Origin of the sequence: Desulfosporosinus sp. (genome assembly GCF_014237355.1) — a bacterium.
In the GTDB taxonomy this organism is placed as follows: Bacteria; Bacillota; Desulfitobacteriia; order Desulfitobacteriales; family Desulfitobacteriaceae; genus Desulfosporosinus.
Window position 1 is genome coordinate 14,709 of the sequence record NZ_JABZFS010000031.1, and the last position, 24,728, is coordinate 39,436.

Sequence of the window (24,728 nt, forward strand, 5' to 3'; positions counted from 1 at the left end):
TTAGTCTAATAGCGCTGAATCCATAAAGCTACAGCCATCAATGTGTTCCAAGTCCCATGGGCTACTACCGCAGGCCAAATACTTGAAGAACGTTCATATAACCATGTCAGAACAACTCCTCCAATAAGTAAGGGTAAAAACCTTATAACTTCTAAATGCAAGGTTGCAAAGAAAAGCCCTGTTAAAAGTATCCCTTTACCTCTCCCAAAGGCTTGCCTCAGCGGTGGATATATTAACCCACGAAAAAACATTTCTTCCTTAATCGGGGCTATTACTCCTCCCAGGACAGTGAGCAAGATAAATTCCCAAGTAGAGTTTGTCCCTTTTACCGCCACGGCAAAACTCTGGGGAGCGGGAGTTCCTAATAATTTTGTTAATAGGTTTCCTAATAGGCCAATACTTACAAATAAGAGAGTTCCTACAATAAAACCTAAGACTAGGTATCGTTGAAGAGGCTTAACAAACCCTAAGTCAGCAAACGGTCGTCGGATCAATTTTAGAAAGATCCATATAACTATAAAGTATAGTAGTACATCTCCCAAGCCAACCCCTATAAAGCTTAGAATCCCATGGGAAGAATCTAAATCCTTAGGACTCTCTAGCCATCCGAGTGGATATTCAATCAACGTCACAACAGCCACTATAAGCAACCCTTGCCAAATATTCCAAACCGGTTTACGCGGAGGTACTCTCAAATCCTTTTTTTTGCCCATTGTGATAATCCTCTATTTCTTGAACTGTCCATTTAAGGTTTGTTATTCATTGTCCAGTTCACTTATATTATTTACATCCTTTTCAATTCTAACGATAAAATTAACGATTGTCTATAAAGTAAAAAATACAGGCTGCTGCCTAGTTAGAATTATGTACGGAATGTATATGTAACGAATGAAATTTACTGCTTGGTATAGAAAAGAAGGGGCATATTAGCCCCCCCCTTTAGGTTAAAGCAACAAATAATTATATGATCATATCTTGGATATCACCTAGATCTATGCTCTCTTCCGCCAAATTTTGAGTTTCTGTGCTTCAGCAATCAGGCTCTCCCGGAAGTCAGGATGAGCGATTGAAATCAATGCTTCCGCACGCTGCCAAGTGGCTAATCCCTTTAGATTGACTTTCCCATACTCAGTAACAACAAACTGAACTGTTGGACGAGTATCCGTTATCGCCGACCCTAGTGTCATAAGTCCTTTAATACGGGAATGCATCTGCCCGTTCTTATCCTTATAGGTGGAAGGTAAGCAGATAAAGCTTTTTCCTCCTTTTGAATTATAGGCAGCTTCTACAAAGTCTAACTGTCCCCCCGCACCGCTTATCATACTTGATCCTGCAGATTCTGAACAAACTTGGCCAGTTAAATCGATTTCTAAGGCACTGTTAATAGATATAAGTTGGTCATTCTGAGAAGCAATAAAGGGATGATTAGTGTAATCGACGGGATACCCTGCCACGGAGGGGTTATTCCGAATAAAATCATAGAGTTTTTGGGTTCCGGCCGCAAAGGCATAGACCATCCTGCCCTTATCTAGTTGCTTACGCATTCCAGTAACCTTACCAGCTTCAACCATATCAACAAAACCGTCAACTAGCATTTCGGTGTGGATTCCCAGGTCTTTTAAATCCGATTCGGCAATCATTTTCCCAAGGGCATTTGGCATTCCACCTATACCCAATTGAATACATGCTCCGTCATTAATTTCTGGCAATACATACTCTGCAATTTGTCGGTCAAGTTCAGACGCAGAGGCTGAAGGTAAGATAGGAAGTCCTCGATGCCCAGCCTCGACAATATAATCAACCTTAGAAATATGCACAGCATGATCATATCCACCATGAACATTAGGCATATCTTCGTTTACTTCAACTATGACAGCGCGGGCCTTTTCAATCGCTGCAGCGTAATGAGAGATGGTAACTCCAAAATTGAAGTATCCATGTTCATCCATAGGAGCAACTTGAATAGCTACAACATCAGTTTGTAAATCTTCACGCAAATACCTTGGTAATTCCGAATATTTGAGAGGGATGTAGTAGGCTTGACCTTTTTGAACCATTTTACGTTCGCGTCCTCCAAGGTGCCAGCTATTCCAGGTAAAATGAGCTCCTTCCGGATCACATTCTAAACAAGCCATCGGCGTAATGATAACGCCTCCTCGCAAATTTATATCAAACAGCTCATCTTTGCGACGAGCTAAAGCTTCATCTATTAATCCAGGCACAGTTGCAGCCCAAGCAAACTCTACCCAGTCTCCACTGTTAATTACTTTAACTGCCTCGTCAGCTGTGACGCACTTATTGCGATACTCTTCCATATACATTGTTACATCCCCCTTATGCTCAATAAATTATTGCATTTTAACTTTCAAAATTATTAGGATTTGTGAATAAATTAACAATTATGAGTGTACATGTCCATAGTAGCCGAGTTAATCTTAATCCACGTTGAGAGTCCACTTATTTGATAATAAGAGTTAAATATTTTACTTATGTGAGGATAGCCCTCCTTCGCGCTTACCATTCCTTTCGGATTAGGCTGCTCGGAGGAACTATCCTCAAGAAGCAATCATTAATAAAGTATCCTGTTAGTTTAACTAACGCCTACTTTATCTTTCTACGATTAAAGCGATCCCTTGACCGCCGCCGATACAAAGGGTTGCTAATCCAAGATGTGCATTGCTGCGTTTCATTTCATGCAGCAATGAGACGAGAATACGTGTTCCGGATGCCCCAACGGGATGACCCAAAGCAATGGCTCCACCGTTGACATTCGTCTTCGCCATATCGAGATTCAACCCTTTAGCGACACTTATAGTTTGCGAGGCAAAGGCTTCGTTCGCTTCTACGAGGTCAATATCTTCTATTTTCAGTCCAGCCTTTTCTAAGGCTTTACGGCTGGCAGGGATAGGACCAGTCCCCATGATCTTTGGATCAACACCTGCTGAAGCCCAGGATTTAATGGTTGCCAAGGGTGTTAAGCCCAACTCCTCCGCTTTCTCTTTGGCCATAATGACCAGGGCTGCGGCTCCGTCATTAATCCCCGAAGCATTTGCGGCCGTCACCGTCCCATCCTTTTTAAAAGCTGGGCGTAATTTTGCAATGGCTTCATAGGTAGCTCCAAAGCGCGGAAATTCATCTTGAGAAACAACCACAGGATCTCCTTTACGTTGGGGAATGGAAACAGGCACTATTTCCTCGGCGAACTTTCCTGCTTTAGTAGCAGCTTCACAACGATTTTGGCTAGATACTGCATACTGATCTTGTTCCTCACGGGAAATGTTAAACTGCTCCGCGATATTTTCTGCTGTAATTCCCATGTGAATCTTGTCAAAGGCATCTGTTAAGCCATCATTAATCATAGAATCAATGATAGCGTCATTGCCCATTCTATAACCGGTACGCGCTTTGGCAAGGACATAAGGCGCTAGGGACATATTCTCCATACCACCTGCAACCACAATATCGGCATCTCCAACCATAATGGTCTGAGCTGCACAAACGATTGTTTTGAGTCCGGATCCACATACTTTATTCAGTGTCCAGGATGGTACTTCCTGAGGAATACCGGCCTTAATGGACGCTTGACGAGCGGGGTTTTGTCCAAGGCCCGCCTGTAAGACGTTCCCTAAAATCACCTCATCGACTTGCTCAGGGGTAATCCCCGCACGCTTAATCGCTTCTTTCACTGCCAAGGCACCAAGATCTGCGGCAGGTATTTGCCCTAAGGTGCCACAAAAAGAACCGACAGGGGTTCGAACTGCACTTACGATAACAACGTCTCTCATTGAAAGCCTCTCCTTCTATAACGCTAAATAATTTAAAGGTCCCAAAATTCTTTTTAGCGAAGCGCTTTAATAGGCGCTTCGCTAAGGTTCCGAAATTTTCTATTTTAGAATGTTAGCTGCTATGACAATGCGTTGAACCTCACTGGTTCCTTCATAAATCTCAGTTATTTTTGCATCCCGCATCATACGCTCTGCAGGATATTCGCGTGTATATCCATATCCTCCATGAAGTTGAACACCCATTGTAGTAACTGCCATGGCAGTTTCTGAAGCAAAAAGTTTCGCCATTGCAGAAGCCTTGCTAACAGGTCTATGCTGAGATGCCAAATATGCAGCTTGATAAACGAGAAGACGAGCAGCTTCAATTTGAGTTGCCATGTCTGCCAATTTAAATTGCGTATTTTGGAACTCAGAAATGGCCTTACCGAACTGTACCCTTTCCTTGGTATAGTTCATTGCTTGCTCATAAGCGCCTTGGGCGATTCCTAGTGCCTGGGAGGCAATACCAATTCGCCCAAAATCAAGTGTTTGCATGGCAATTTTAAAGCCTTGCCCTTCTTGACCGAGCAAGTTTTCAGCAGGGACCCGGACATCCTCAAAAACTAATTCGTAGGTGGCTGAAGAACGAATCCCCATCTTTTTCTCTTTTTTACCAAAGGAAAAGCCAGGCATTCCTTTTTCTAAAATAAAAGCTGCAATCCCTCGGTTTCCTTTGCTCTTATCCATTTGGGCAGTAACAACATACGTATCAGCATAGTAAGCATTTGTTATAAAGATCTTACTACCGTTTAGAATGTAATCGTTACCATCACGAACAGCTGTAGTCCGAGTACCTGAAGCATCGGAACCAGCCATGGGTTCTGTTAAACCAAACGCGCCGAGTTTTTCACCTGTTGCCAATGGAACTAAATACTTCTTTTTTTGCTCCTCAGTACCAAACATTGCGATGGGATTTGCACAGAGACTGGCATGAGCAGAAATGGTTACGCCTACAGAAGCATCAACACGAGACAGTTCCTCAACAGTGATAGCATAAGAGATGTAGTCTGCTCCTACGCCGCCGTATTCTTCTGGGAATGTGACCCCAGCTAAGCCAAGCTCACCACATTTTTTCCATATATCTACAGAAAACTCTTCCGTCTCATCGCGCTCTTCGGCACCTGGACGGCATTCTTTCTCCGCGAAGTCACGAACCATTTTACGCATCATAATATGGTCTTGAGTTAAATCAAAATTCATTTAAATCCATCCCCTCATCTTAACTCTCTCTGCCGATTTTCTCTAAACTCGCATCTAAGGATTCTCTCTCTAAAACTCACATCTATGTCTCTCTAAAACCCAGAACTCTTATGGTTCCTCTCTCGAAACCCATCTCTTACCTTCTCATCCTACTTACAATTGAAAATTCTACTTTCCCTCAAAGACCGGCTTACGTTTTTCTAAAAAGGCACTGCAGCCCTCAGTTTGATCCTGGGTACTAAAGGTCAATCCGAAAACCTCAGCTTCGTATGCTTGAGCGCTATCTAAATCCATATTAATGCCACGTTGAATCGCACTTTTGCTTAGCTGAACTGCCGCCGGAGCTCGCCCTGCAATCCGCTGGGCAAGTTTTTGGGCTTCTTCCATTAGAGTTTCTAGAGAGTAGACCTTATTCACTAACCCAATCCGATAGGCCTCATTAACATCGATAATGTCTCCAGTAAATAGTAACTCGCTAGCTATACCTGTGCCGACTAAACGAGGTAAACGTTGAGTCCCTCCAAATCCGGCTGTTAGTCCAAGGGTTACTTCCGGCTGTCCAAACTTTGCGTTCTCACTTGCTATTCGAATATCGCAGGCCATGGCTAATTCACACCCACCGCCCAAAGCAAATCCATTGATAGCAGCTATCACAGGCTGAGGTATCATTTCAAGTTTGCGGAAGGCCGCCTGCCCCAATTGTGCAAAACGCCTTCCTTCCAAAGGGTTAAAGTCTTTCATTTGAGAAATATCTGCACCAGCGATAAAGGCCTTCTCTCCACTTCCAGTGAGAATAACAACTTTGACACCGGAATCCCTCCCCAGCTCATCTAACGCGGTGGACAGTTCCGATAATGTGTCACTGTTTAAAGCATTTAAAGCTTTAGGGCGATTGATGGTTAGAACGGCAACAGCACCGTTCTTTTCAAGTAAGAGATTAGAATACTCCACGCTTTATCCTCCTAACTAATTGGATCTAAGCATCGTATTTATAGAAACCGCGCCCGGATTTGCGCCCCAACCATCCCGCCTTAACATATTTACGAAGCAGCGGACATGGACGATACTTATCCCCTAATCCTTCATGCAAAACTTCCATAATTGATAGACAGGTATCTAACCCGATTAAATCCCCTAAGGCTAAGGGTCCCATTGGGTGGTTCATTCCTAGCTTCATTACATTATCAATCGCTTCGACTGAGGCTATTCCTTCATAGAGTGTATAGACAGCTTCGTTGATCATGGGTATTAAGACCCGATTAGAAACAAATCCGGGGGCATCATTGACTTCGACAGGGGTTTTACCCATATTGATGCTGAGAGTTTCAATCGTCTTATACACATCATCACTTGTTGCAAGACCCCGGATGACTTCTACCAACTTCATCACAGGCACAGGATTCATAAAGTGCATCCCTATGACGCGATCCGGCCGCTTAGTAAATGCTGCAATTTCTGTAATTGGTAATGAAGAGGTGTTCGTCGAAAGAATCGTATGTTCCGGGCATATGACATCAAGTTGGGAAAATATTTGTGCTTTAATTCCCATATTTTCTACGGCTGCTTCAATAACCAAATCAGCCGATGCCGCATCTTGTAGAGAGATTGATTTCGTAATACGACCTATAATAAGTTCTTTTTCCTCAGCCTTAAGCTTGCCCTTTTCTACACTTCGGCTGAGATTCTTCTGAATAATTCCAAAGCCCCTGCTGACAAATTCCTCTTTAATGTCATTCAAAATGACCGAGTAACCGGCTTGGGCAGCAACCTGGGCGATTCCACCACCCATCTGTCCAGCTCCAATAACCATAATTGTCTTCACACTTAATCCTCCTTCAGTTTCAATTACAAGATCATTGATCAGGTGATTGGTAATCTACTGAATATCTTTGCAATTAATGTGCCAATGAATATTCACTATCTTCAGATTATTTTGCGTTAGCTGACGCCAAGCTTTCCAGAGTTTACCTGAGTGAACTTTCAGACTTTCTAAATTCTGTAATGTGTAACCAATTGTTTACACCCAAAAGTCTAGAAACCCTTGAATCTATCCATATTCCCCGCGGTTAGGTACTGTCTATGAATGAATACATGTAACAACTGTAGACACTGGATGATAGTTTAATTCACTCAAACAACATCTTCTAAAAGGGTTATGTGTCGATATAATTAAGGTTTGTGTAGTTGATGCTTGATAAGTTTCTTATATAAACCTGCACGAGACAAACCCAAGGATTTTGCGGCTTGTACTTTGTTTCCATTAGCTGTTTCAAGAGCAATAATAAGAGCATCTTTCTCAACCCCATTAAGAATCGTCTCAAGTGACCCTTCGACATAAGGGCGTATATCATGACTAGCAAGAACTTGAAGATAGTTTGGTAGATGTTTTAATTGGATTTCAGTGCCTTCAAGCATATTAAAGGCTCTCTCGATAATATTCTCTAGCTCTCGGATATTACCTGGCCAACGATGTTTCATGAGGACGTCTTTCGCCTCATTCGATACTCCCGTTACAGATTGTGCAAACTGAAGGTTATACTTCTTAATAAATGTTTTGATAAGGGCTTCAATATCATCCATTCTTTCTCGTAAAGGAGGGATCGTTAAAGTTACTACGTTTAAGCGATAGTATAAATCTTCACGGAATTGTTTATCTCGAATCATTCCTTCAAGATCACGGTTCGTTGCAGCTACCAAACGGAAATCTACTTTGCGTGACTTGTTGCTTCCCAATCGTTCGACTTCACGTTCCTGAATAACTCGTAATAACTTAGCCTGCATGTTCATTTCCATATCTCCGATTTCGTCAAGAAACAGGGTCCCTCCATCAGCAAGTTCAAACTTTCCGATCTTCCCCCCTTTTCTGGCTCCCGTAAATGCACCTTCATCATAACCAAACATTTCAGATTCAAGTAGATTATCCGGCACAGCTGCACAATTCACTTTGATAAAAGGTCCCTCTCTACGGGAACTTTGCGCATGAAGTAAGAGGGCAAATAATTCTTTACCTGTTCCACTCTCTCCCCTCAGAAGCACAGTCGACCCTGATTTAGCCACGCGCAGAGTGGTCTGCACCAAGTTATTCATAGTGACATTTCTGCCCTTTAAGAGTTCCAAAGCCGAAGAATTGTTATGTGACATGGTCTTTTTATAATAGTCAAGTTCAGAATGCAACGAATCAATCTTTTTGGTTAAGGCATAGAGTTCATTCACATCTTTAAATACGACTTTTCCTAAAGCCCCTACAATTTTTCCATCCTGCATAATCGGAATTCTGCTGGCGATAATTTCATGACCATTTAAGTCGTGAATATATCCGTGGACTGGCTGAGCCGTTACAAGGACATCAGTAAATTTTGGATTGTCATAAACTTCTGTGATAGGTTTACCGATCAAATCTGCAGGAGTTTTCTTGAAAAAACTTGAAAATGCTTGATTCGTCATTGTGACAATTCCCTGTTTGTTAACCACGATTAATCCATCATAAGCGGTGTTGAGTACAACTTCAAGGGTACGTTGGAGTTGCTTTGTTTTCTCATGCTCGATAACTAAATTATCCAGGACATTCTGAAGAATCGTAATGTCCTGAAAGACAGCCACAGCTCCCACTAATTCTCCGTGAACATAGATAGGGGTGCGATTACTCAGTAATATCGTATCATTCATCATTAAGCGCTGGCCTAGCTCGGCAATTCCAGTCTCAAAAACTCGCATTAACCCAGTTTCAGGGAAGTAATCCTTGATTGATTGTCCTACAAGATTAGTGGCAGGAATTTTCAATATGCTAAAAACGGCACGATTAGCATAAATAATCATCCCTTGGGGATTAACAGCAATAATCGCGTTATTCGTATTATCTAAAATTTCATCAAGAGTAATCGAGAAGTTTTGTTGATCAAGAAGCATGGGGCAGTCCTCCTGCAATTCGGTTTTACAAATAATTCGACTTATTTGAATTGAATCCTCCTTGAATGATTATTCATTATAATACAACGACACAAGCACCTTCATCTAAGGTAGCACTCCCACTTGAAAAAGTGGAAGTGCTACCATTTAACTATAGTAGAAAATAACAATTAAGAATGCTTATATGATCGTTGATCCCTACAGTCGGTCTGAACTTCTAAGCTCCCAGATGCTTCGCAACAACAATCCTCTGTATCTGATTTGTCCCCTCATATATTTGAGTGATTTTGGCATCTCGCATATAGCGTTCTACTTTATGTTCTTTGCAGTAACCACACCCCCCAAAAATTTGAACTGCATCCGTCGTCACCTTAACCGCGGTATCGCTGGCAAACATCTTAGCCATCGAGGCTTGTTTGGTGTACGGTAGTCCTGCCATCCTCAGCGAGGCAGCCTGATAAACCAGCAGTTTAGCCGCCTCGATCTGTGTTGCCATGTCTGCTAAAATGAATTGAACCCCTTGAAAGTTACTAATAGCTTGTTTAAACTGTACACGATTATGTGCATAGTTTAATGCATCCTCTAATGCTGCCTCAGCAATGCCCAATGCTTGTGCGCCTATTCCGATCCGTCCACCGTCCAACAGTGACATAGCGACTTTGAAACCTTGCCCTTCTGCACCCAAAAGGTTTTCGACTGGAACCATAGCGTCTTCGAAAATCACTTCACAGGTTGTCGATCCATTTAAGCCCATTTTTTCATGTCTCTTACCAACTCTAAATCCCGGAGTGTCCTTTTCTACCAGGAATGAGGTCACTCCATGCGGCCCTTTAGCAAGGTCTACGGAAGCCATGACTAAATAAACATCCGCATAACCCGCGTTCGTAATGTAGCGCTTCGTTCCATTAAGGACATAATAGTCTCCTTGACGTATAGCCGTCGTTTGAAGGCTAGAAGCATCCGAACCTGCTTCGGCTTCTGTTAAAGCAAAGGCTCCGATAAATTCACCACTTGCGAGCTTAGGAACATATTTTCTTTTTTGTTCTTCTGTCCCAAAATAGAGAATTGGGAAAGTGCCTATAGACGTATGGACCGCTAAGGTAACAGCTGTTGAAGCACATCCTTTGGCAATTTCTTCAATGGCCAAAATATAAGATAAGAAGTCAGAACCTGCTCCGCCATATTCAACTGGGATTGGTATACCCATCAGGCCGAGCTCACCCATTCTACGAATAATCTTCAAGGGAAATTGATGAGTTTCATCTGTCATCGATGCTTGAGGGACGATTTCCGCCTGGACAAAATCTCGCACCATCTTCTGCATCATTAACTGGTCATGGTTTAACTGAAAGTCCACCTTTTCTTCGCCCACTTTCAACTCACAATTCGCTAGCTATTACAATTCTTTAGCAACTACATTTACTTGTAAATTTTCTGCAAAATCGCGAAGTTGTCTTAACCGTTCCCAGGAATATTATCTCACATTTCGGAAGATTTTCACAGTTTAATCTTACCTCTATATTGGTTTATAACAAGTTCATCTTCTTAGCTGCTTCCGTAAGTTCTTCACGAAAACTCGGGTGTGCAATAGCAATCAGTGCTTGAGCTCTTTGTTTAGCAGATTTTCCTCTTAACTGTGCTACTCCGTATTCCGTGACAACATAGTTTACATCGTTTTTCCAGGTTGTTACGGCAGAACCCGGTGTCAAGGTTGGAGTAATCCGTGAGATTTTCCCATCCTTAGCTGTAGCAGGAAGTACAATAAAGGATTTTCCGCCTTTGGAACGATTTGCTGCTCGTACGAAATCCGCTTGCCCCCCTGTTCCGCTGTAAGGGGTGCTTCCCATACTTTCAGAACAACATTGACCTAGAAAGTCCACTTGTACGGAAGCATTAATCGTAACCAAATTATCATTTTGTCCTGCAATGCATGGGTCATTTGTATAATCCACGGGATGCATCTCAAGCTGAGGATTGCGATGCATAAAATCATAGAGCCGCCTTGAGCCCAAAGCAAAGGTTGCAACAAATTTGCCGGGCAAGAAGTTTTTACTTCGATTGGTCACTGCACCACTTTCAATCAAGGTCAAGATCCCATCCCCGACCATCTCCGTATGAATCCCTAGATCATGTTTATGAGTGAGCTGCATTACGACAGCATCGGGAATAGCCCCGAAACCAATTTGAATCGTTGAGCCATTATCGATCAGATCTGCTACGTACTTTCCGATGGCTTCTTGAACCGGGCCAATGACGGGGAGCCCAACTTCTGTAAGTGGAGTCTGATCTTCCACCAAGGCAGAAACCTGAGAGATATGAACTAAGCAGTTTCCATTAGCAAACGGTACGTTAGGGTTTACCTCTAGAACAACATTGCGAGCTTTCGCAATGGCAGCCATCGTATAATCAGTGGCCAAGCTGAGGGAGAAATATCCGTACTCATCCATCGGAGAAGCGAGGGTAAAGACTGTATCAACAGGTAAAAGTCCATCTTGAATCATTCTTGGCATTTCACTGAAATAACTCGGAATGTAATCGATCCACCCTTGCTGAGCGCCCGCACGTGTAGCGCCTCCCAGAAAATATGCCACATGACGTATATTGTCGACTGTTTCAGGATCGATATACCCAAACTTTCTTAATGGGAGAATTTGAAATACCTTTACGCCATGATACTCTCTGCGATGTTCTGACAAAGCCGTCAGAAGTGCTGGGGGCTCTCCCACCCCAGTTGGTACAATTAGACAGTCTCCATCCTGAACAAGCTTAATTCCTTCCTCTGCTGTACAAAGTTTCTCTTGGTAAAGTTCTTTAACATTTGCCATTTATTCTCACCTCATATTTTTTTCTTTTCTCCATCTTGTCATTGTCCTTAAGTGATTGGCCTTAGTAACAACCACGGAAACCGTAGTTGGGACTTCTTAAGAAAACTTAACGATTTACACTAGCGTCTAGATTCAAGTTGCTATCGTTGTCAGCCGGTGGTTTGAGAATAAAGGCAAGGATCAAGCCAATTAAACTAGCCACCCCTCCGATGAGAAAAGCACCACTGAAATTACCGGTTGCATCTTTGGCCATCCCTGATACTATTGGAGCTCCTACTGCTGAAGCACTGAAAAATAATAGTACTAAGCCATAATTTACACCCAGATGCTTAGAGCCATAGAAGTCTGCGACAGTAGCGGGCATGGTGCCTAAAAAACCACCATAACAGAAGGCGACAATGCCAATACCTACCAGTGACATCCAACCTTGCAATGCGTTAAGGAAGAGCATGGTAACACCAGAAACAAGTAATAGCACCATAAGAGTACGTACCCGACCCATCTTATCTGCAGCTGCACCCCATAGAAAGCGTCCTCCAGCATTACCAATAGAGATTAACATTATTGCTAAGGTAGCTACATAATCTGAAAGACCAGATTGAACAGCAAGAACCGATCCAAAGGGTATTACCATCAAACCTGACATACACCCAATCAACAGGATAGCGGCAAGCATATAAAATTGTGGCGTTACCAGCATCTCTTTGGGTGAATAATTCCGAGTTACGAAAGCAGCCTTAGTACCAGCAACCGGAGGAGTCCAACCAACTGGTTTATAATCAGCTGGTGGATTTTTGAGCAACTGTGCTGCTCCAATAATCATGATACCAAAGACAATACCGAATATTGCAAAAGTTGCTAGTACTCCCTTGCTAATTACCAAGCTCTTTGCAATGGGAGTAAATAACAACCCACCAGCCCCTAAGGAGCCTACCACTAGTCCGGTAATAGTTCCTTTTCTATCCGGGAACCATTTCGACACGCAGGCAATAACCGGAGTATAAATCATACCAACACCAAACCCCATCATAACTCCATACGTCAAATACAAAAGCCATGGTTTATCAGCTGTTGTATAGCTAGCTAAAAAGACGCCTAGGCCGATCATAAGCCCGCCCACAGACGCTACTTCGCGAGGGCCAAATTTGTCCTGAATCCTACCCCCGGTGATGGTACCTAGTGCAAAGATGCCTAAGGTAAAAGAAAATGTAAGTGCTGTAGTTGCCTGTGTCCAACTGAACATCTTAACCAAAGGTCCTTGAAATACTCCCCAGATATATACCGCACCAGAACATAACATAATTAGCATCCCAGCTAGTGCAACAATCCAGCGTTTGCTCATAATTTATTTCTCCCTTTTACATTATTTGAGCTTCTATGCCCATAAAATTAATAATAATAACGATGTGATCCTGATAATATTTACTTACGATTTACTCGTTACTCCTCCTTTCCTTAAACCGGGGTTTTAAACATATTTCATATATTCAGAATATATTGAATTATACTGCAACAGTTATGCCAATTCAGTCTATTCTGTAAATTCTTAAAATAATTTTGCTAATATAACTGGTAAATGCGGGTTTAGGGGATTATTATCTTTGATAACTTTTATGAATACTAAAATTCATAATGCATACTAAGGTGTACACTTATATGAGAGTATAGCTTCAATTTCATATCAATGCTGCTTCCTTGTATCTGTCTACTTCTGTATACGTGTGTATAAAAGTTTACATATAAATTAAAATATTTTGAATATTGTTAATTAAATAATAAGAAATAAGAGGAATGTGCCTTAAACACATTCCTCTTTGCTTTCACTGGATAATATTGTGGTCACTTTCCGCTGTTTCGTTGCCTCAACATATCGCTATATATATACGCTAGCTCTTTGTCAAAAAGTGAACGCTTCATATCAACCGCTAATGCTCTAACCCGTTCTAGCATCTCAGCAGCATCTTCGTCTGACATTTCTTTACCATACTCATTCCAAAACTTTGCTTTGATGGATGCGGTTCCCGAGTGCTTCCCGATCACCAGTTGCCGTTCCAAACCAACGTCCTCAGGGCTGAAGGCCTCGTAAGTTCGAGGATTCTTAAGTGCCCCATCGGCATGTATTCCAGATTCATGAGCAAACATATTACTTCCCACAATTGATTTCCAAGGGGGAATCCTCCGACCCGAAGCCCTAGCTACATACTCTGATACCTCTACAAAACGCTCTGTAGCAAAGCTCAAATCTGTATCAAGCAGGTGCTTTAACGCCATGACAACTTCCTCTAAAGCCGCATTACCCGCACGTTCCCCTAAACCATTGACCGTTACACCTACATGCGACGCTCCAGCCTTTACTCCCGCGAGGGCATTGGCTGTCGCCATTCCAAAATCATCATGTGTATGCATTTCGACATCGATGCCTACTTTTTCAATCAATGTTTTAATATTGTCATAGGTTACAAATGGATCCAATATACCAACAGTGTCACAGTAGCGCAAACGATCTGCGCCAGCTCTTTTTGCTTCTTTAGCAAACTGGACCAAAAAATCCATATCTGATCGGGAAGCATCTTCGGCATTAACAGAGATATACATGCCCTCTCGTTTAGCAAAGCTGGTTGCCTTGACCATCCTTTCTAAAACATCCTCACGCGTGGTCATAAGCTTATGTTCAATATGAATATCAGAGGTAGAGATCGAAATGGCCACAGCATCAACACCACAAGCCAAGGATTGCTCAATATCAGAAATAACCGCTCGATTCCAGCCCATGATGCTGGCTTTTAACCCTAATTTTACAATGTCACTAATTGCACGTTTTTCATCTCCACCCATGACCGCAACTCCGGCCTCAATCTGATGGACACCAAGTTCATCAAGAAACTGAGCGATACGCAATTTTTCTTGATTTGAGAAAACAACACCAGCAGTTTGTTCTCCATCGCGCAATGTAGTGTCAACAATTGTTAAATGTCTCATAAAACGACTCACCCCTTATAGTTAGCTGGATGTAATATAATACAGCTTAGAATTCACTAATCTTTATATTAGCACAATACCCCTTCAGTTTGAAGAATCTCCATAACCTTATACTGTATACTTTTACAGAAAACTTGGTTGGCGATAAGTTATATTTTCTGTCTAGTATTAAACTATATACAAGAGGCATCCCCTTTCGGAGAAGCCTCTGAACTTAAGCTAGTTTTTCCTTCAGTAATTTATTGACCAGACCCGGATTAGCTTGTCCCTTGGTGGCTTTCATGATCTGCCCCACGAGGAATCCAATGGCTCGATCTTTTCCGGCGCGATAATCCTCCACGGATTGGGGATTTTTGGCGATCACCTCGTCGATAATCCCGAGAAGTGCACCTTCGTCACTAATCTGCGCTAGCCCCTTCTCCTTCACGATGGTACTGGCATCCTTACTGGTACTATACATTTCTTCCAGTACACTCTTGGCAATCTTACCGCTAATCGTCCCTTTTTCTATGAGTCCCAGAAGTTCTGCCAATTGTGTGGCCGAAATTGGAGAATCTACCACACCGCACTGATTAGAGTTCAACAGACGAGTAACATCGCCCATAACCCAGTTCGCTAAGGTCTTAGCATCACCATAGTGAGATAAGGCAGCATCAAAGTAATCAGACAGAGCTTTTGATTGAGTGATTACCCCAGCATCATACGCTGACAGCCCTAACTCCTGTAGCCGTGCACGACGTGCATCTGGAAGTTCGGGAAGGGTTTTGCGGATTCCTTCCACCCATTCCCTATCTATTACCAAAGGAGCTAGATCGGGTTCAGGGAAATAGCGGTAATCATGGGCTTCTTCCTTAGAACGAAGGGTTAACGTGACCCCTTGACCCTCATCCCAAGTTCTTGTCTCTTGAACCACTTTTTCACCGGCATCTAGAACCCTAGCTTGACGAGCCACTTCATACTCCATGCATCGCCGTACCGAACTAAAGGAGTTTAGGTTTTTAGTTTCTGTTCGAGTACCTAAATCCGTTGAGCCGATTGGGCGCAACGATACGTTAATATCAAATCGTACCGAACCTTGTTCCATACGACAGTCCGAGACTTCCGTATACTCGAGAATCTGTACTAATTTTTCTAAGTAAGCTAACACTTCTGGAATCGAACGCATATCAGGCTCTGAAACAATTTCTAATAGAGGCACGCCAGCTCTATTGTAGTCCACCGAGGATGCATTGGAGGTTGTTATGGTTTCCCCGCTATGAACGAGCTTACCCGCATCTTCCTCCATGTGGGCCCGAGTGATTCCGATCCACTTTTTCTCCCCATCAACTTCGATTTCTAACCCACCCTTACCACAAATCGGCAAATCGAACTGGGAGGTTTGATAGTTCTTCGATAAATCCGGGTAAAAGTAGTTTTTACGGTCGAACTTAGAAAACTCCGCAATTTCACAATTCAAAGCCAATCCAGCTTTGATTGCGTAATTAACCACTTCACGATTTAAAACAGGAAGGGCACCCGGCATTCCCAGACACACCGGGCAGACATGGGTATTTTGCTCCCCTCCGAACTCGGTTGTACAGCCACAGAAAATCTTTGTCTTTGTCTGGAGTTCAACGTGAACTTCCAGGCCACAGACCATTTCATATTTATTAGCGACTACCACCGGTCAGCACCTCCCCGGACAGATTTGGTTTTAACGTGTGATAATTCGTGTTTTGCTCAAAGGTATAAGCTATTCGGTACAACGATCCCTCACCAAAGGCTTTACCCATTAATTGCATACCAATCGGCAATCCATTCACGAATCCTGCCGGAACGGAAATTGCTGGAATACCCGCCAGGTTAATGGGAACCGTCGTAATATCGGATAGATACATAGCCAAGGGGTCCGCAGATTTTTCCCCAAATTTAAACGCAGGTGTCGGAGCTGTCGGGGAGAGTAAAACATCAAACGTCTCAAAAGCCTTGTCAAAATCCTGCTTAATCAGGGTTCTGACCTTTTGGGCCTTGAGATAGTAGGCGTCATAATATCCTGAACTTAGAGCATAAGTTCCGAGCATGATCCTTCTTTTTACTTCCTGCCCGAATCCTTCAGCCCGAGTCTTTTTGAACATACCTAAAACGTCATTTGAATCAGCCCGATATCCATAACGTACACCATCATAGCGAGCTAAGTTAGAGCTGGCTTCAGCAGTAGCAATTAAGTAATAAGCCGGAATAGCATATTCTGTATGTGGAAGGGAGCATTCTCCTACTTCAGCTCCCAGATCGATAAGGGTTTGAATCCCAGCTTGAATCCCTTTGGCGACCTCCGGTTCAATCCCTTCGCCAAAGTACTCACGGGGAATCCCTATCTTTAGACCCTTTATATCGTTCACTAAAAACTTAGTATAATCCGGCGTTTCATAGGGAACAGATGTCGAATCTTGGGGGTCATAGCCCGCAATGGCATTCATTACTAAGGCATTATCTTTCACTGTTTTGGTAAACGGACCAATCTGATCGAGGGAGGATGCAAATGCAATCAAACCCAAACGGGAGACTGCTCCATAGGTAGGTTTCATACCCACTACTCCACAGAAGGCAGCTGGCTGGCGGATGGATCCGCCTGTATCTGAACCCAACGTAAATACAGCCTCATCCCCTGCTACGGCTACGGCTGACCCACCAGAAGAACCTCCCGGAACACATTCTAAATTCCAAGGATTGCGAGTCTTAGCAAAATAGGAATTCTCCGTGGAGGAACCCATGGCAAATTCGTCCATATTCAGCTTACCTAGCAGTATCGTACCAGCAGCTCGCAGGCGCTCTGTCACGGTTGCATTATAGGGTGGAACAAACTTGTCCAGCATTTTTGATGCACAGCTTGTGCGAATTCCTTCTGTGCACATATTATCTTTCAGGGCCATTGGGATACCCTCTAAAGGTTTCAGAGCTTGTCCCTGGGCGATCTTTTGATCAACCTCTGCCGCTTGAGCCAAAGCTCCTTCCTCTAAGACGGTTAAATACGCTTGTAAAGTAGGGTCCACTGACTGAATCCGCTTTATGTATGCTTTCGTCAGTTCTGTAGAGCTTATGTCTTTATGTACGAGCAGCTCATGCAATTCACTGATTGATTTCCCGATACTCACTGATTCCAACGTTCGCAGTCTCCTCTCAAGTCAAACTAATTTTAGGCACTCTGAAGAAACCCTCTTCCCCATCAGGTGCATTCCTGAGGGCTTTTTCATGGTTAATCGAAGGTCTCACTTGATCTTCACGCAATACATTGTGTAAAGGAACAGCATGAGCCGTAGGCACTACATCATTTGTGTCTAATCTCTCCAACATTGCCGCATAACCTAAGATAGAGTTCAATTGTTCTGTATACTCTTGAGTTTCCCGTTCAGTTAACTCTAAACGCGCCAATGCAGCCACGTATTCAACATCTTCACGTGATATTGACAACATATTCACCTTCCCTTAGCTAGTTCGTTGCTTTAACCTCTATCATAACAAATATAAGAGCACTGAGCAATATAAGAGAGCGTGTCAGGGGGACGGTCCCTTTGACACGCTTTGACACGGTTACTTAAGCATCTGCTCAAATTCCTCTTCGGTCAAAATTGGTACCCCCAGGCCTTGAGCTTTCACCAGCTTTGATCCCGCTTTCTCTCCGGCAACAACAAAAGCCGTCTTTTTGCTGACACTACTTGCTGCTTTTCCGCCATACTCCTCGATAAGTGTCTCAATCTCTCGACGCTCCCAGCGCTCTAATGAACCCGTCACCACAATGCTTTTACCTGCGAATATCTGCGGTTTAGTCGAGGTTCCTGCAGTCATATTCACACCGGCTTCACTCAATTTATTCAGAAATTGCGCCGTACTCTCCAACTTAAAAAACTGAACCAGACTTTCCGCCATCCCCGGTCCGATATCTGGAATCGCCTGCAAATCCTCAAAGGAAGCTTCCTGCAGTTTTTCCATGGAACCAAAGGTTTGCGCTAAAATTTTCCCTGCTTTTACCCCTGTGTGGCGAATTCCTAGGGCAAATATCAAGGGGGCCAAACCACGATCTTTGCTGTCTGAAATAGCTTGTAGTAAATTTTTCGCCGATTTTTTACCCATCCGTTCCAAAGGGGTTAACGCTTCAAACGTCAAAGAATAAAGATCAGCCGCATCCTTGATCAACCCTGCATCTAGAAGCTGTTGAACAACTGCCGGTCCTAACCCTTCAACTGCCATAGCATCCCGAGAAACAAAATGAATAATACCCTCACGCTGCTGAGCAGGACAGCTAATACTTTGGCAGCGATAAGCAGCCTCCCCTTCCTCACGTGAAACTGGGCTCTGACATTCCGGGCAAAGATCCGGCATTTCAAATAAACGTTCCTCACCAGTCCGTTTTTCAGGTAAGGCCCGCACAACCTCAGGGATTACATCCCCCGCTTTATGTAAGAGTACATGATCTCCAATTCGAATATCCTTTTCCCTGATATTATCAAGATTATGAAGGGTGGCACGGCTCACAGTAGACCCTGCCACAGAAATTGCTTTTAGAACTGCTGTAGGGGTTAAGACTCCTGTCCGCCCAACTCGGATGATAATATCTTCAACAACGGTTTCAACTTGCTCCGCCGGGAATTTGTAGGAGATAGCCCAGCGAGGGCTTTTGGCAGTAAAGCCCAGCTCTTGTTGCAGGTCAAATTCGTTCACTTTTATAACCAAACCGTCGATATCATAGGGGAAACGATGGCGCTCTGCGGCCATTTCTTCACAGTATGTAATAACCTCTTCAATATCACTAAACACTTTATACTCAGGGTTTACAATAAACCCTTGTTCTTTTAGATAGGCGAGCACATCTATTTGGTTATGTAGTCCCAATTCTTTCGCCGATAATACTTGATAAGCAAAGTAATCCAGTTTGCGCTCAGCAGTGATACGAGAATTTAACTGACGCAAGGAACCAGCCGCAGCATTCCGAGGATTGGCAAAGGTGGTTTGCCCCTCTTCTTCTCGTTCCAGATTTAAACGAGCAAAAGAGGCTTTAGGCATATACCCTTCTCCCCGGACACTTAACCTTGGAACCGTTTTGTTTAAGCGAAGGGGAATAGACCCTACCGTTCGGACATTGGCGGTGATATCCTCTCCTACTGAACCATCCCCTCGAGTGGCACCGCGTACCATAAGCCCATCCTCATAGGTCAGAGCAACAGTTAAGCCATCAATCTTAAGTTCAACTACATACTCCACAAAGCTAGCCACCTGGCGAACTCGCCGGTCAAACTCCCGTAAATCCCCCGAATCAAACGCATTATCTAAGCTAAGAAGAGGTTCTAAATGCCGAACTTTCGTGTACTCTTTAGCTACTGTTCCCCCAACTCGTTGTGTCGGAGAATCTGACGTAACCTTGTCTGGATACTTAGCTTCCAAGTCCAGAAGCTCACGTAGGAGAGTATCGTATTCTGCATCTGTGATACGTGGTTGGTCAAACTCATAATAATACTTATTCGCCTCTTCTAGCTCTCTACGAAGCGCTGCTATGCGCTCGAAATCAACTTGCACTTAAAATTCCTCCACTATTAACGATAATTGCCTTTATTATAATCTAAACCGCAAATCTTTAAAAGAAATACGCATTAATACTATTATTACCATGAAGCTTCTTACTAACTCCTTAATCCATAGGAACTCTCAACTCAATTCGAAGGAGTGCCCCTTGTTCACTCACTATAGAAAACTCACTAGCAATAAATACAAAAACTCCCACTCATAAGCTTAATACAAGTGGGAGTTTTTACAGTTAAATTAAGAGAGTAGGTATAAGATTAACCTTGGAAATATGTCGTCATTTGTGGTACAACTTGCTTCTTACGGGAAAGAACACCTGGCAGTGGAACGCTTCCATTGACAAGTTCTTTACCAAAGGCTTTAGCCACTTCTTCAGGGTTGTCCCCTTTAACAATCAGTTCAGTGTAATCTTCGAGAATATCCGTAACCATTAGGCAGAGATATTTCATGTCATTAGCAGCGCGATGTGCTTCGATGGCTGCAGTTAAGTTAGCACGAACGTCCTCGAAGCCTTCCATACCCATTAAGCTGACTTGTCCTACACCGATTTTGTGAGGTCCCATGGTGAAGGCTTTAAGATCTTCTTCAATCATGCTTTGAGGGGTACGATCAGCAATGTTGGAAGCTGATTTAAACATATCAATACCAAAGGTCTTTGGCTCAACACCAGCAATTGCGGCTAGTTCCGCTGCGATTGCTTTATCCTCATCTGTGCAGGTAGGGGATTTGAAAATAACGGTATCGGAAAGAATAGCAGCAAGCAAGATTCCTGCAATTGGTTTTTCTGGAACTAATCCTTGCTCCTTATAAGCCTTTGCTACGATTGTACATGTGGAGCCAACAGGTTCGATGCGGATATGGATAGGATCAGAGGTTTGTAGTCCGCCGATTTTGTGATGGTCGATAACCTCGATAAGTTTAGCTTGATCTCCACCAGCAACTGCTTGTCCCCATTCATTGTGGTCGACGAGGACTAATTTTTCACCTGCTTCAATGGACTCTAACACTTCAGGAATAGCTACTCCATAAAAATTGAGGACATATTCAGTCTCTTTATTGATTTTTCCAGCAGAACAAGGAACAACATTAGCTATTCCCGAAAGTTCTTTTAAGCGAGCTAAAGCGATTGCTGAGCAAACTGAATCTGTATCTGGGCTTTTGTGACCAACGATATAAATTTTATCTGACATACTTAACACCTAAACCTTTCTCTTCCTCATTTTTGAAATGCACCAATGGATTAAAAATGTCACAGTTTCGTTAACTTGGCATACTCCGCAATTAATTTCTTGATACCACTGTCAAAAACAATTGTCAGTTCCGCTTGATTTCCTTCTCCTTTAATGGAGACAATAATCCCTCGACCAAACGTCGCGTGTTCCACTTTTTCTCCTACCTGATGCGCCTCACCCCCTTTAATAACCAAAGTAGTCCCAAAATCCTTTTCCCATGACCCTGAACCTAAAGGAACGTTTCGATCCGACATAGAATCCCGTCTCCGAATCGGTTTGGACGGAGCAGCGGGACGACGTTTTGGCGGATCAAGCGGGTCTATATCCGTCATTAATTCCGACGGTATCTCCATCAAAAAGCGAGAGGGCTGATTATATTGCGTCTTGCCATAAAGCATCCGCATTTCTGTATTACACAGGTATAGTTTCTCCCTCGCTCGAGTGATGGCGACATAACAAAGTCGTCGTTCTTCTTCTAAAAGAATTGGCTCAATGATTGAACGACTGCTGGGGAAAATTCCATCTTCCATACCAACTACAAAAACAACCGGGAATTCTAGCCCTTTTGCGCTATGCATTGTCATTAAGGCCACGGCTTCCTCAGCTTGGTCTAATTCGTCAATATCAGCAACCAGTGATACTTGTTCTAAAAATCCACTCAAACCCGGGACAGCCTCTTCTTCAACCCCATCGTTTAAGGCATTTTGGGCAGCTTGAGCTGCTTTATCATCATATTCAGAGGTGACAGAAAGAAATTCCATAAGGTTTTGCAAACGAGTTTCTGATTCTGGAGTGTTTTCTGCTTCAAGAATCGCCTTGTATCCTGTTTTATTAAGAATCTCTTCCACCAGATCTGAGACACTTGACTCTTTAGCAAAGCTTACCAAGCCCTGCATCAGGTGGGCAAAGGATATTAACGGTTTCTTGGCCCGGGTCGACAATTCCGGAATATATTCAGCCTCCAGAATAGCGTCCAAAACGGGCATTCCCTGTTCATCGGCATATTCCAGAACCTTTTGCAACGTGGTATCTCCCAGTCCGCGTTTCGGCACATTTAGAACCCTGGCAAAACTCACTTGATCTGCGGGATTATAAAGAACTCGCAAATAAGCTAAGATGTCCTTGATCTCCATACGTTGATAGAATTTTAGTCCTGAGAACACACGGTAGGGCGTAGCCTCCTTCATCAGACGCTCCTCCAGTGACCGGGACTGAGCATTTGTTCGATAAAGAATGGCAAAATCGTTATAAGGTCGTCCTTCTAACTCATGCAAACGTTGAATGCGATTGACCACATAGTTGGCCTCATCACGCTCATCGGACCCTACATAACACACCACGGACTGACCTTCTATGTTTTCAGTCCAGAGGGATTTTTCCTTACGAGACTCATTATTCTTAACCACTGCATTAGCGGCATTAAGAATCTTCTGGGTTGAACGGTAATTTTGTTCAAGTTTGATAACTTTTGCTTCTGGATAATCCCGCTCAAAGTCGAGGATATTTTGGATATCTGCACCCCTCCATCCATAGACGGATTGATCATCATCCCCCACCACGCAGAGATTGCGATACTCGCTGGCCAAGAGTTTGATCAACATATACTGAGCATGATTCGTATCTTGATACTCATCCACCATAATATAGCGGAATTTATCCTGGTAATACCGATACACATGGTCGCTTTGCTGAAATAGCTGTACTGTAAGCATGATAATATCATCAAAATCAAGAGCATTATTGCTCTTAAGTCGTTTCTGATAAGAGCGGTAAATGTCGACGACCTTTTGTTCAAAATAACTGGCGGCTTTATAGGAAAATTCCTCAGGATCTTGGAGTTTGTTCTTAGCATCACTAATAACCGCAGCTACACTGCGCACTGGGAATTTCTTTTCATCAAAATTTTGCTCTTTCAAGCACGCTTTGATTAAGGACTGTTGATCCCCTGTATCGTAAATGACAAAATTCCGGTTATACCCCGGCAAATTATCAATCTCACGTCTTAAAATACGGACACATGCCGAGTGAAAGGTCGTAACCCATAAACCATGTCCCTCGCTGCCCAGCAAGGTGGTCACTCGTTCCCGCATCTCTTTGGCCGCTTTATTGGTAAAGGTAATTGCTAATATCTCACTAGGTTCTACCCCATGAGCAATCAAATGGGCAATTCGATAGGTGAGCACTCGAGTCTTACCCGATCCTGCTCCCGCAAGAATTAGAAGCGGCCCTTCTCTATGCTCTGCAGCTTCACGCTGCATTGGATTTAAATCGTCTAATCGGTACATGACCACTTCACCTCACTTCTTGTGCTTATTATAACATACTGTACGTCCACCTGTTGCTTGATTTGCTAACAGTCAGGCTCCCATCTATCATATCACAATAATTATTCGCTATACCAAAAGGTAATCGACGCCATAGGAAAACTAATATTATAAGGGAAGCTAACTAAGGTTTTAAAGAATTACTCCTATAATAGCGTATAGATTTTCCAGATTTTCGTCATGTGGTAATAATCTACAGAAAAACCAGTCTCTAATGCCAATAATAGTATGAATATGATGGGATTAAAAGTGCCAATAGCATTAATATCCTTCAAAAAAATAATGTAGTGACATAAATAAGGTTAATGGAGAAATCGTCTTCAAAATTTGTGATAATCAAAAAACAGATGTACCAAACTAGTACATCTGTCTGAAAACAACAATCACTTACCCTATGCTGACTAAAACTCGCAGGAATTTGCTGTTCTAGGGAACGAAACCACATCACGAATATTTGACATTCCAGTCAAATACATAATAACTCGTTCAAACCCTAGTCCATACCCTGCATGTTTTACACCACCATACCGTCTTAAGTCAAGATACCACCAGTAATCCTCCGCGTTCAATCCAGATTCTTGCATACGCTTTTGCAAGAGATCCAGTCGTTCTTCCCGTTGACTTCCCCCGATAATTTCGCCAACTCCAGGAACGAGTAGATCCATAGCAGCCACTGTCTTGTTATCGTCATTCAGTCTCATGTAAAACGCCTTAATATCCTTGGGATAATCTGAGACAAAGACGGGTTTTTTGAAGATCTTTTCAGTCAAATACCGCTCATGCTCAGTTTGCAGATCCATCCCCCAGCGAACTGGATACTCAAATTTGACATCTTCCTTCTGAAGCATTTCTACTGCTTCTGTATAAGTAACACGGACAAATTCC

At 43.0% G+C, this 24,728-nt stretch carries 18 protein-coding genes; all 18 read right to left on the bottom strand.

All coding sequences use genetic code 11. The annotated features are described in order from the left end of the window. Window positions 1-5 precede the first annotated feature (5 nt). Window positions 6-713: a CPBP family intramembrane glutamic endopeptidase gene (locus tag HGJ98_RS06435; protein ID WP_291350240.1), complete on the bottom strand. Its 708-nt coding sequence runs from the start codon at window positions 711-713 to the stop codon at window positions 6-8. A gap of 279 nt (window positions 714-992) precedes the next feature. Continuing rightward, on the bottom strand, window positions 993-2,321 hold the full coding sequence (locus tag HGJ98_RS06440) for an acetyl-CoA hydrolase/transferase C-terminal domain-containing protein (protein WP_291350241.1): 1,329 nt from the start codon (window positions 2,319-2,321) through the stop codon (window positions 993-995). 285 nt (window positions 2,322-2,606) lie between these two features. After that, a complete protein-coding gene (locus HGJ98_RS06445; protein WP_291350242.1) occupies window positions 2,607-3,785 on the bottom strand; it encodes an acetyl-CoA C-acetyltransferase in 1,179 nt (392 codons plus the stop codon). A 99-nt stretch (window positions 3,786-3,884) separates the two neighbouring features. Beyond that, entirely contained in the window at window positions 3,885-5,024 is a 1,140-nt protein-coding gene (locus HGJ98_RS06450) for an acyl-CoA dehydrogenase (RefSeq protein ID WP_291350243.1), read from the bottom strand. Window positions 5,025-5,192: 168 nt separating this feature from the next. Beyond that, window positions 5,193-5,975 (bottom strand): short-chain-enoyl-CoA hydratase, encoded by a 783-nt coding sequence (locus HGJ98_RS06455; protein WP_291350244.1) that lies wholly within the window; start codon window positions 5,973-5,975, stop codon window positions 5,193-5,195. 25 nt (window positions 5,976-6,000) lie between these two features. Beyond that, on the bottom strand, window positions 6,001-6,846 hold the full coding sequence (locus HGJ98_RS06460; RefSeq protein WP_291350246.1) for a 3-hydroxybutyryl-CoA dehydrogenase: 846 nt from the start codon (window positions 6,844-6,846) through the stop codon (window positions 6,001-6,003). 347 nt (window positions 6,847-7,193) lie between these two features. Continuing rightward, window positions 7,194-8,930, bottom strand: coding sequence for a sigma 54-interacting transcriptional regulator (locus HGJ98_RS06465; RefSeq protein ID WP_291350247.1), 1,737 nt, complete (start codon window positions 8,928-8,930; stop codon window positions 7,194-7,196). A 217-nt stretch (window positions 8,931-9,147) separates the two neighbouring features. Further along, window positions 9,148-10,287, bottom strand: coding sequence for an acyl-CoA dehydrogenase (locus tag HGJ98_RS06470; RefSeq protein WP_291350259.1), 1,140 nt, complete (start codon window positions 10,285-10,287; stop codon window positions 9,148-9,150). Between the two features lie 169 nt (window positions 10,288-10,456). Beyond that, the gene (locus HGJ98_RS06475; protein WP_291350248.1) at window positions 10,457-11,755 is read right to left on the bottom strand and encodes an acetyl-CoA hydrolase/transferase C-terminal domain-containing protein; all 1,299 of its coding nucleotides are present in this window, start codon (window positions 11,753-11,755) and stop codon (window positions 10,457-10,459) included. Window positions 11,756-11,861: 106 nt separating this feature from the next. Beyond that, window positions 11,862-13,097, bottom strand: coding sequence for an OFA family MFS transporter (locus HGJ98_RS06480; RefSeq protein ID WP_291350249.1), 1,236 nt, complete (start codon window positions 13,095-13,097; stop codon window positions 11,862-11,864). A gap of 497 nt (window positions 13,098-13,594) precedes the next feature. Continuing rightward, window positions 13,595-14,734, bottom strand: coding sequence for a homocitrate synthase (nifV, locus tag HGJ98_RS06485; RefSeq protein WP_291350250.1), 1,140 nt, complete (start codon window positions 14,732-14,734; stop codon window positions 13,595-13,597). A gap of 214 nt (window positions 14,735-14,948) precedes the next feature. Further along, window positions 14,949-16,397 carry an Asp-tRNA(Asn)/Glu-tRNA(Gln) amidotransferase subunit GatB gene (gene gatB, locus HGJ98_RS06490; RefSeq protein ID WP_291350251.1) on the bottom strand — a complete coding sequence of 483 codons (1,449 nt, stop codon included), beginning with the start codon at window positions 16,395-16,397 and terminating at the stop codon, window positions 14,949-14,951. Beyond that, window positions 16,384-17,874, bottom strand: coding sequence for an Asp-tRNA(Asn)/Glu-tRNA(Gln) amidotransferase subunit GatA (gatA, locus tag HGJ98_RS06495; RefSeq protein ID WP_291350252.1), 1,491 nt, complete (start codon window positions 17,872-17,874; stop codon window positions 16,384-16,386). Before gatA ends, gatB begins: the two co-directional genes overlap by 14 nt. A 16-nt stretch (window positions 17,875-17,890) precedes the next feature. After that, window positions 17,891-18,181, bottom strand: coding sequence for an Asp-tRNA(Asn)/Glu-tRNA(Gln) amidotransferase subunit GatC (gene gatC / locus HGJ98_RS06500; RefSeq protein WP_291350253.1), 291 nt, complete (start codon window positions 18,179-18,181; stop codon window positions 17,891-17,893). Window positions 18,182-18,301: 120 nt separating this feature from the next. Next, complete coding sequence (ligA, locus tag HGJ98_RS06505; protein WP_291350254.1) at window positions 18,302-20,281, bottom strand: NAD-dependent DNA ligase LigA; 1,980 nt, start codon at window positions 20,279-20,281, stop codon at window positions 18,302-18,304. A gap of 263 nt (window positions 20,282-20,544) precedes the next feature. Then, window positions 20,545-21,477 carry a manganese-dependent inorganic pyrophosphatase gene (locus tag HGJ98_RS06510; RefSeq protein ID WP_291350255.1) on the bottom strand — a complete coding sequence of 311 codons (933 nt, stop codon included), beginning with the start codon at window positions 21,475-21,477 and terminating at the stop codon, window positions 20,545-20,547. Between the two features lie 59 nt (window positions 21,478-21,536). Continuing rightward, the gene (gene pcrA / locus HGJ98_RS06515) at window positions 21,537-23,804 is read right to left on the bottom strand and encodes a DNA helicase PcrA (RefSeq protein ID WP_291350256.1); all 2,268 of its coding nucleotides are present in this window, start codon (window positions 23,802-23,804) and stop codon (window positions 21,537-21,539) included. 440 nt (window positions 23,805-24,244) lie between these two features. Continuing rightward, window positions 24,245-24,728, bottom strand: a 484-nt coding sequence (locus HGJ98_RS06520) for an amino acid--tRNA ligase-related protein (protein WP_291350257.1), incomplete at its 5' end; no start/stop codon positions are given.

Coding starts and splice junctions, on each gene's coding strand:
- HGJ98_RS06435 (WP_291350240.1), bottom strand. CDS start 713: ATGGGCAAAAAAAAGGATTTGAGAGTACCTCCGCGTAAACCGGTTTGG.
- HGJ98_RS06440 (WP_291350241.1), bottom strand. CDS start 2,321: ATGTATATGGAAGAGTATCGCAATAAGTGCGTCACAGCTGACGAGGCA.
- HGJ98_RS06445 (WP_291350242.1), bottom strand. CDS start 3,785: ATGAGAGACGTTGTTATCGTAAGTGCAGTTCGAACCCCTGTCGGTTCT.
- HGJ98_RS06450 (WP_291350243.1), bottom strand. CDS start 5,024: ATGAATTTTGATTTAACTCAAGACCATATTATGATGCGTAAAATGGTT.
- HGJ98_RS06465 (WP_291350247.1), bottom strand. CDS start 8,930: ATGCTTCTTGATCAACAAAACTTCTCGATTACTCTTGATGAAATTTTA.
- HGJ98_RS06475 (WP_291350248.1), bottom strand. CDS start 11,755: ATGGCAAATGTTAAAGAACTTTACCAAGAGAAACTTTGTACAGCAGAG.
- HGJ98_RS06480 (WP_291350249.1), bottom strand. CDS start 13,097: ATGAGCAAACGCTGGATTGTTGCACTAGCTGGGATGCTAATTATGTTA.
- nifV (WP_291350250.1), bottom strand. CDS start 14,734: ATGAGACATTTAACAATTGTTGACACTACATTGCGCGATGGAGAACAA.
- HGJ98_RS06510 (WP_291350255.1), bottom strand. CDS start 21,477: ATGTCAGATAAAATTTATATCGTTGGTCACAAAAGCCCAGATACAGAT.
- pcrA (WP_291350256.1), bottom strand. CDS start 23,804: ATGTACCGATTAGACGATTTAAATCCAATGCAGCGTGAAGCTGCAGAG.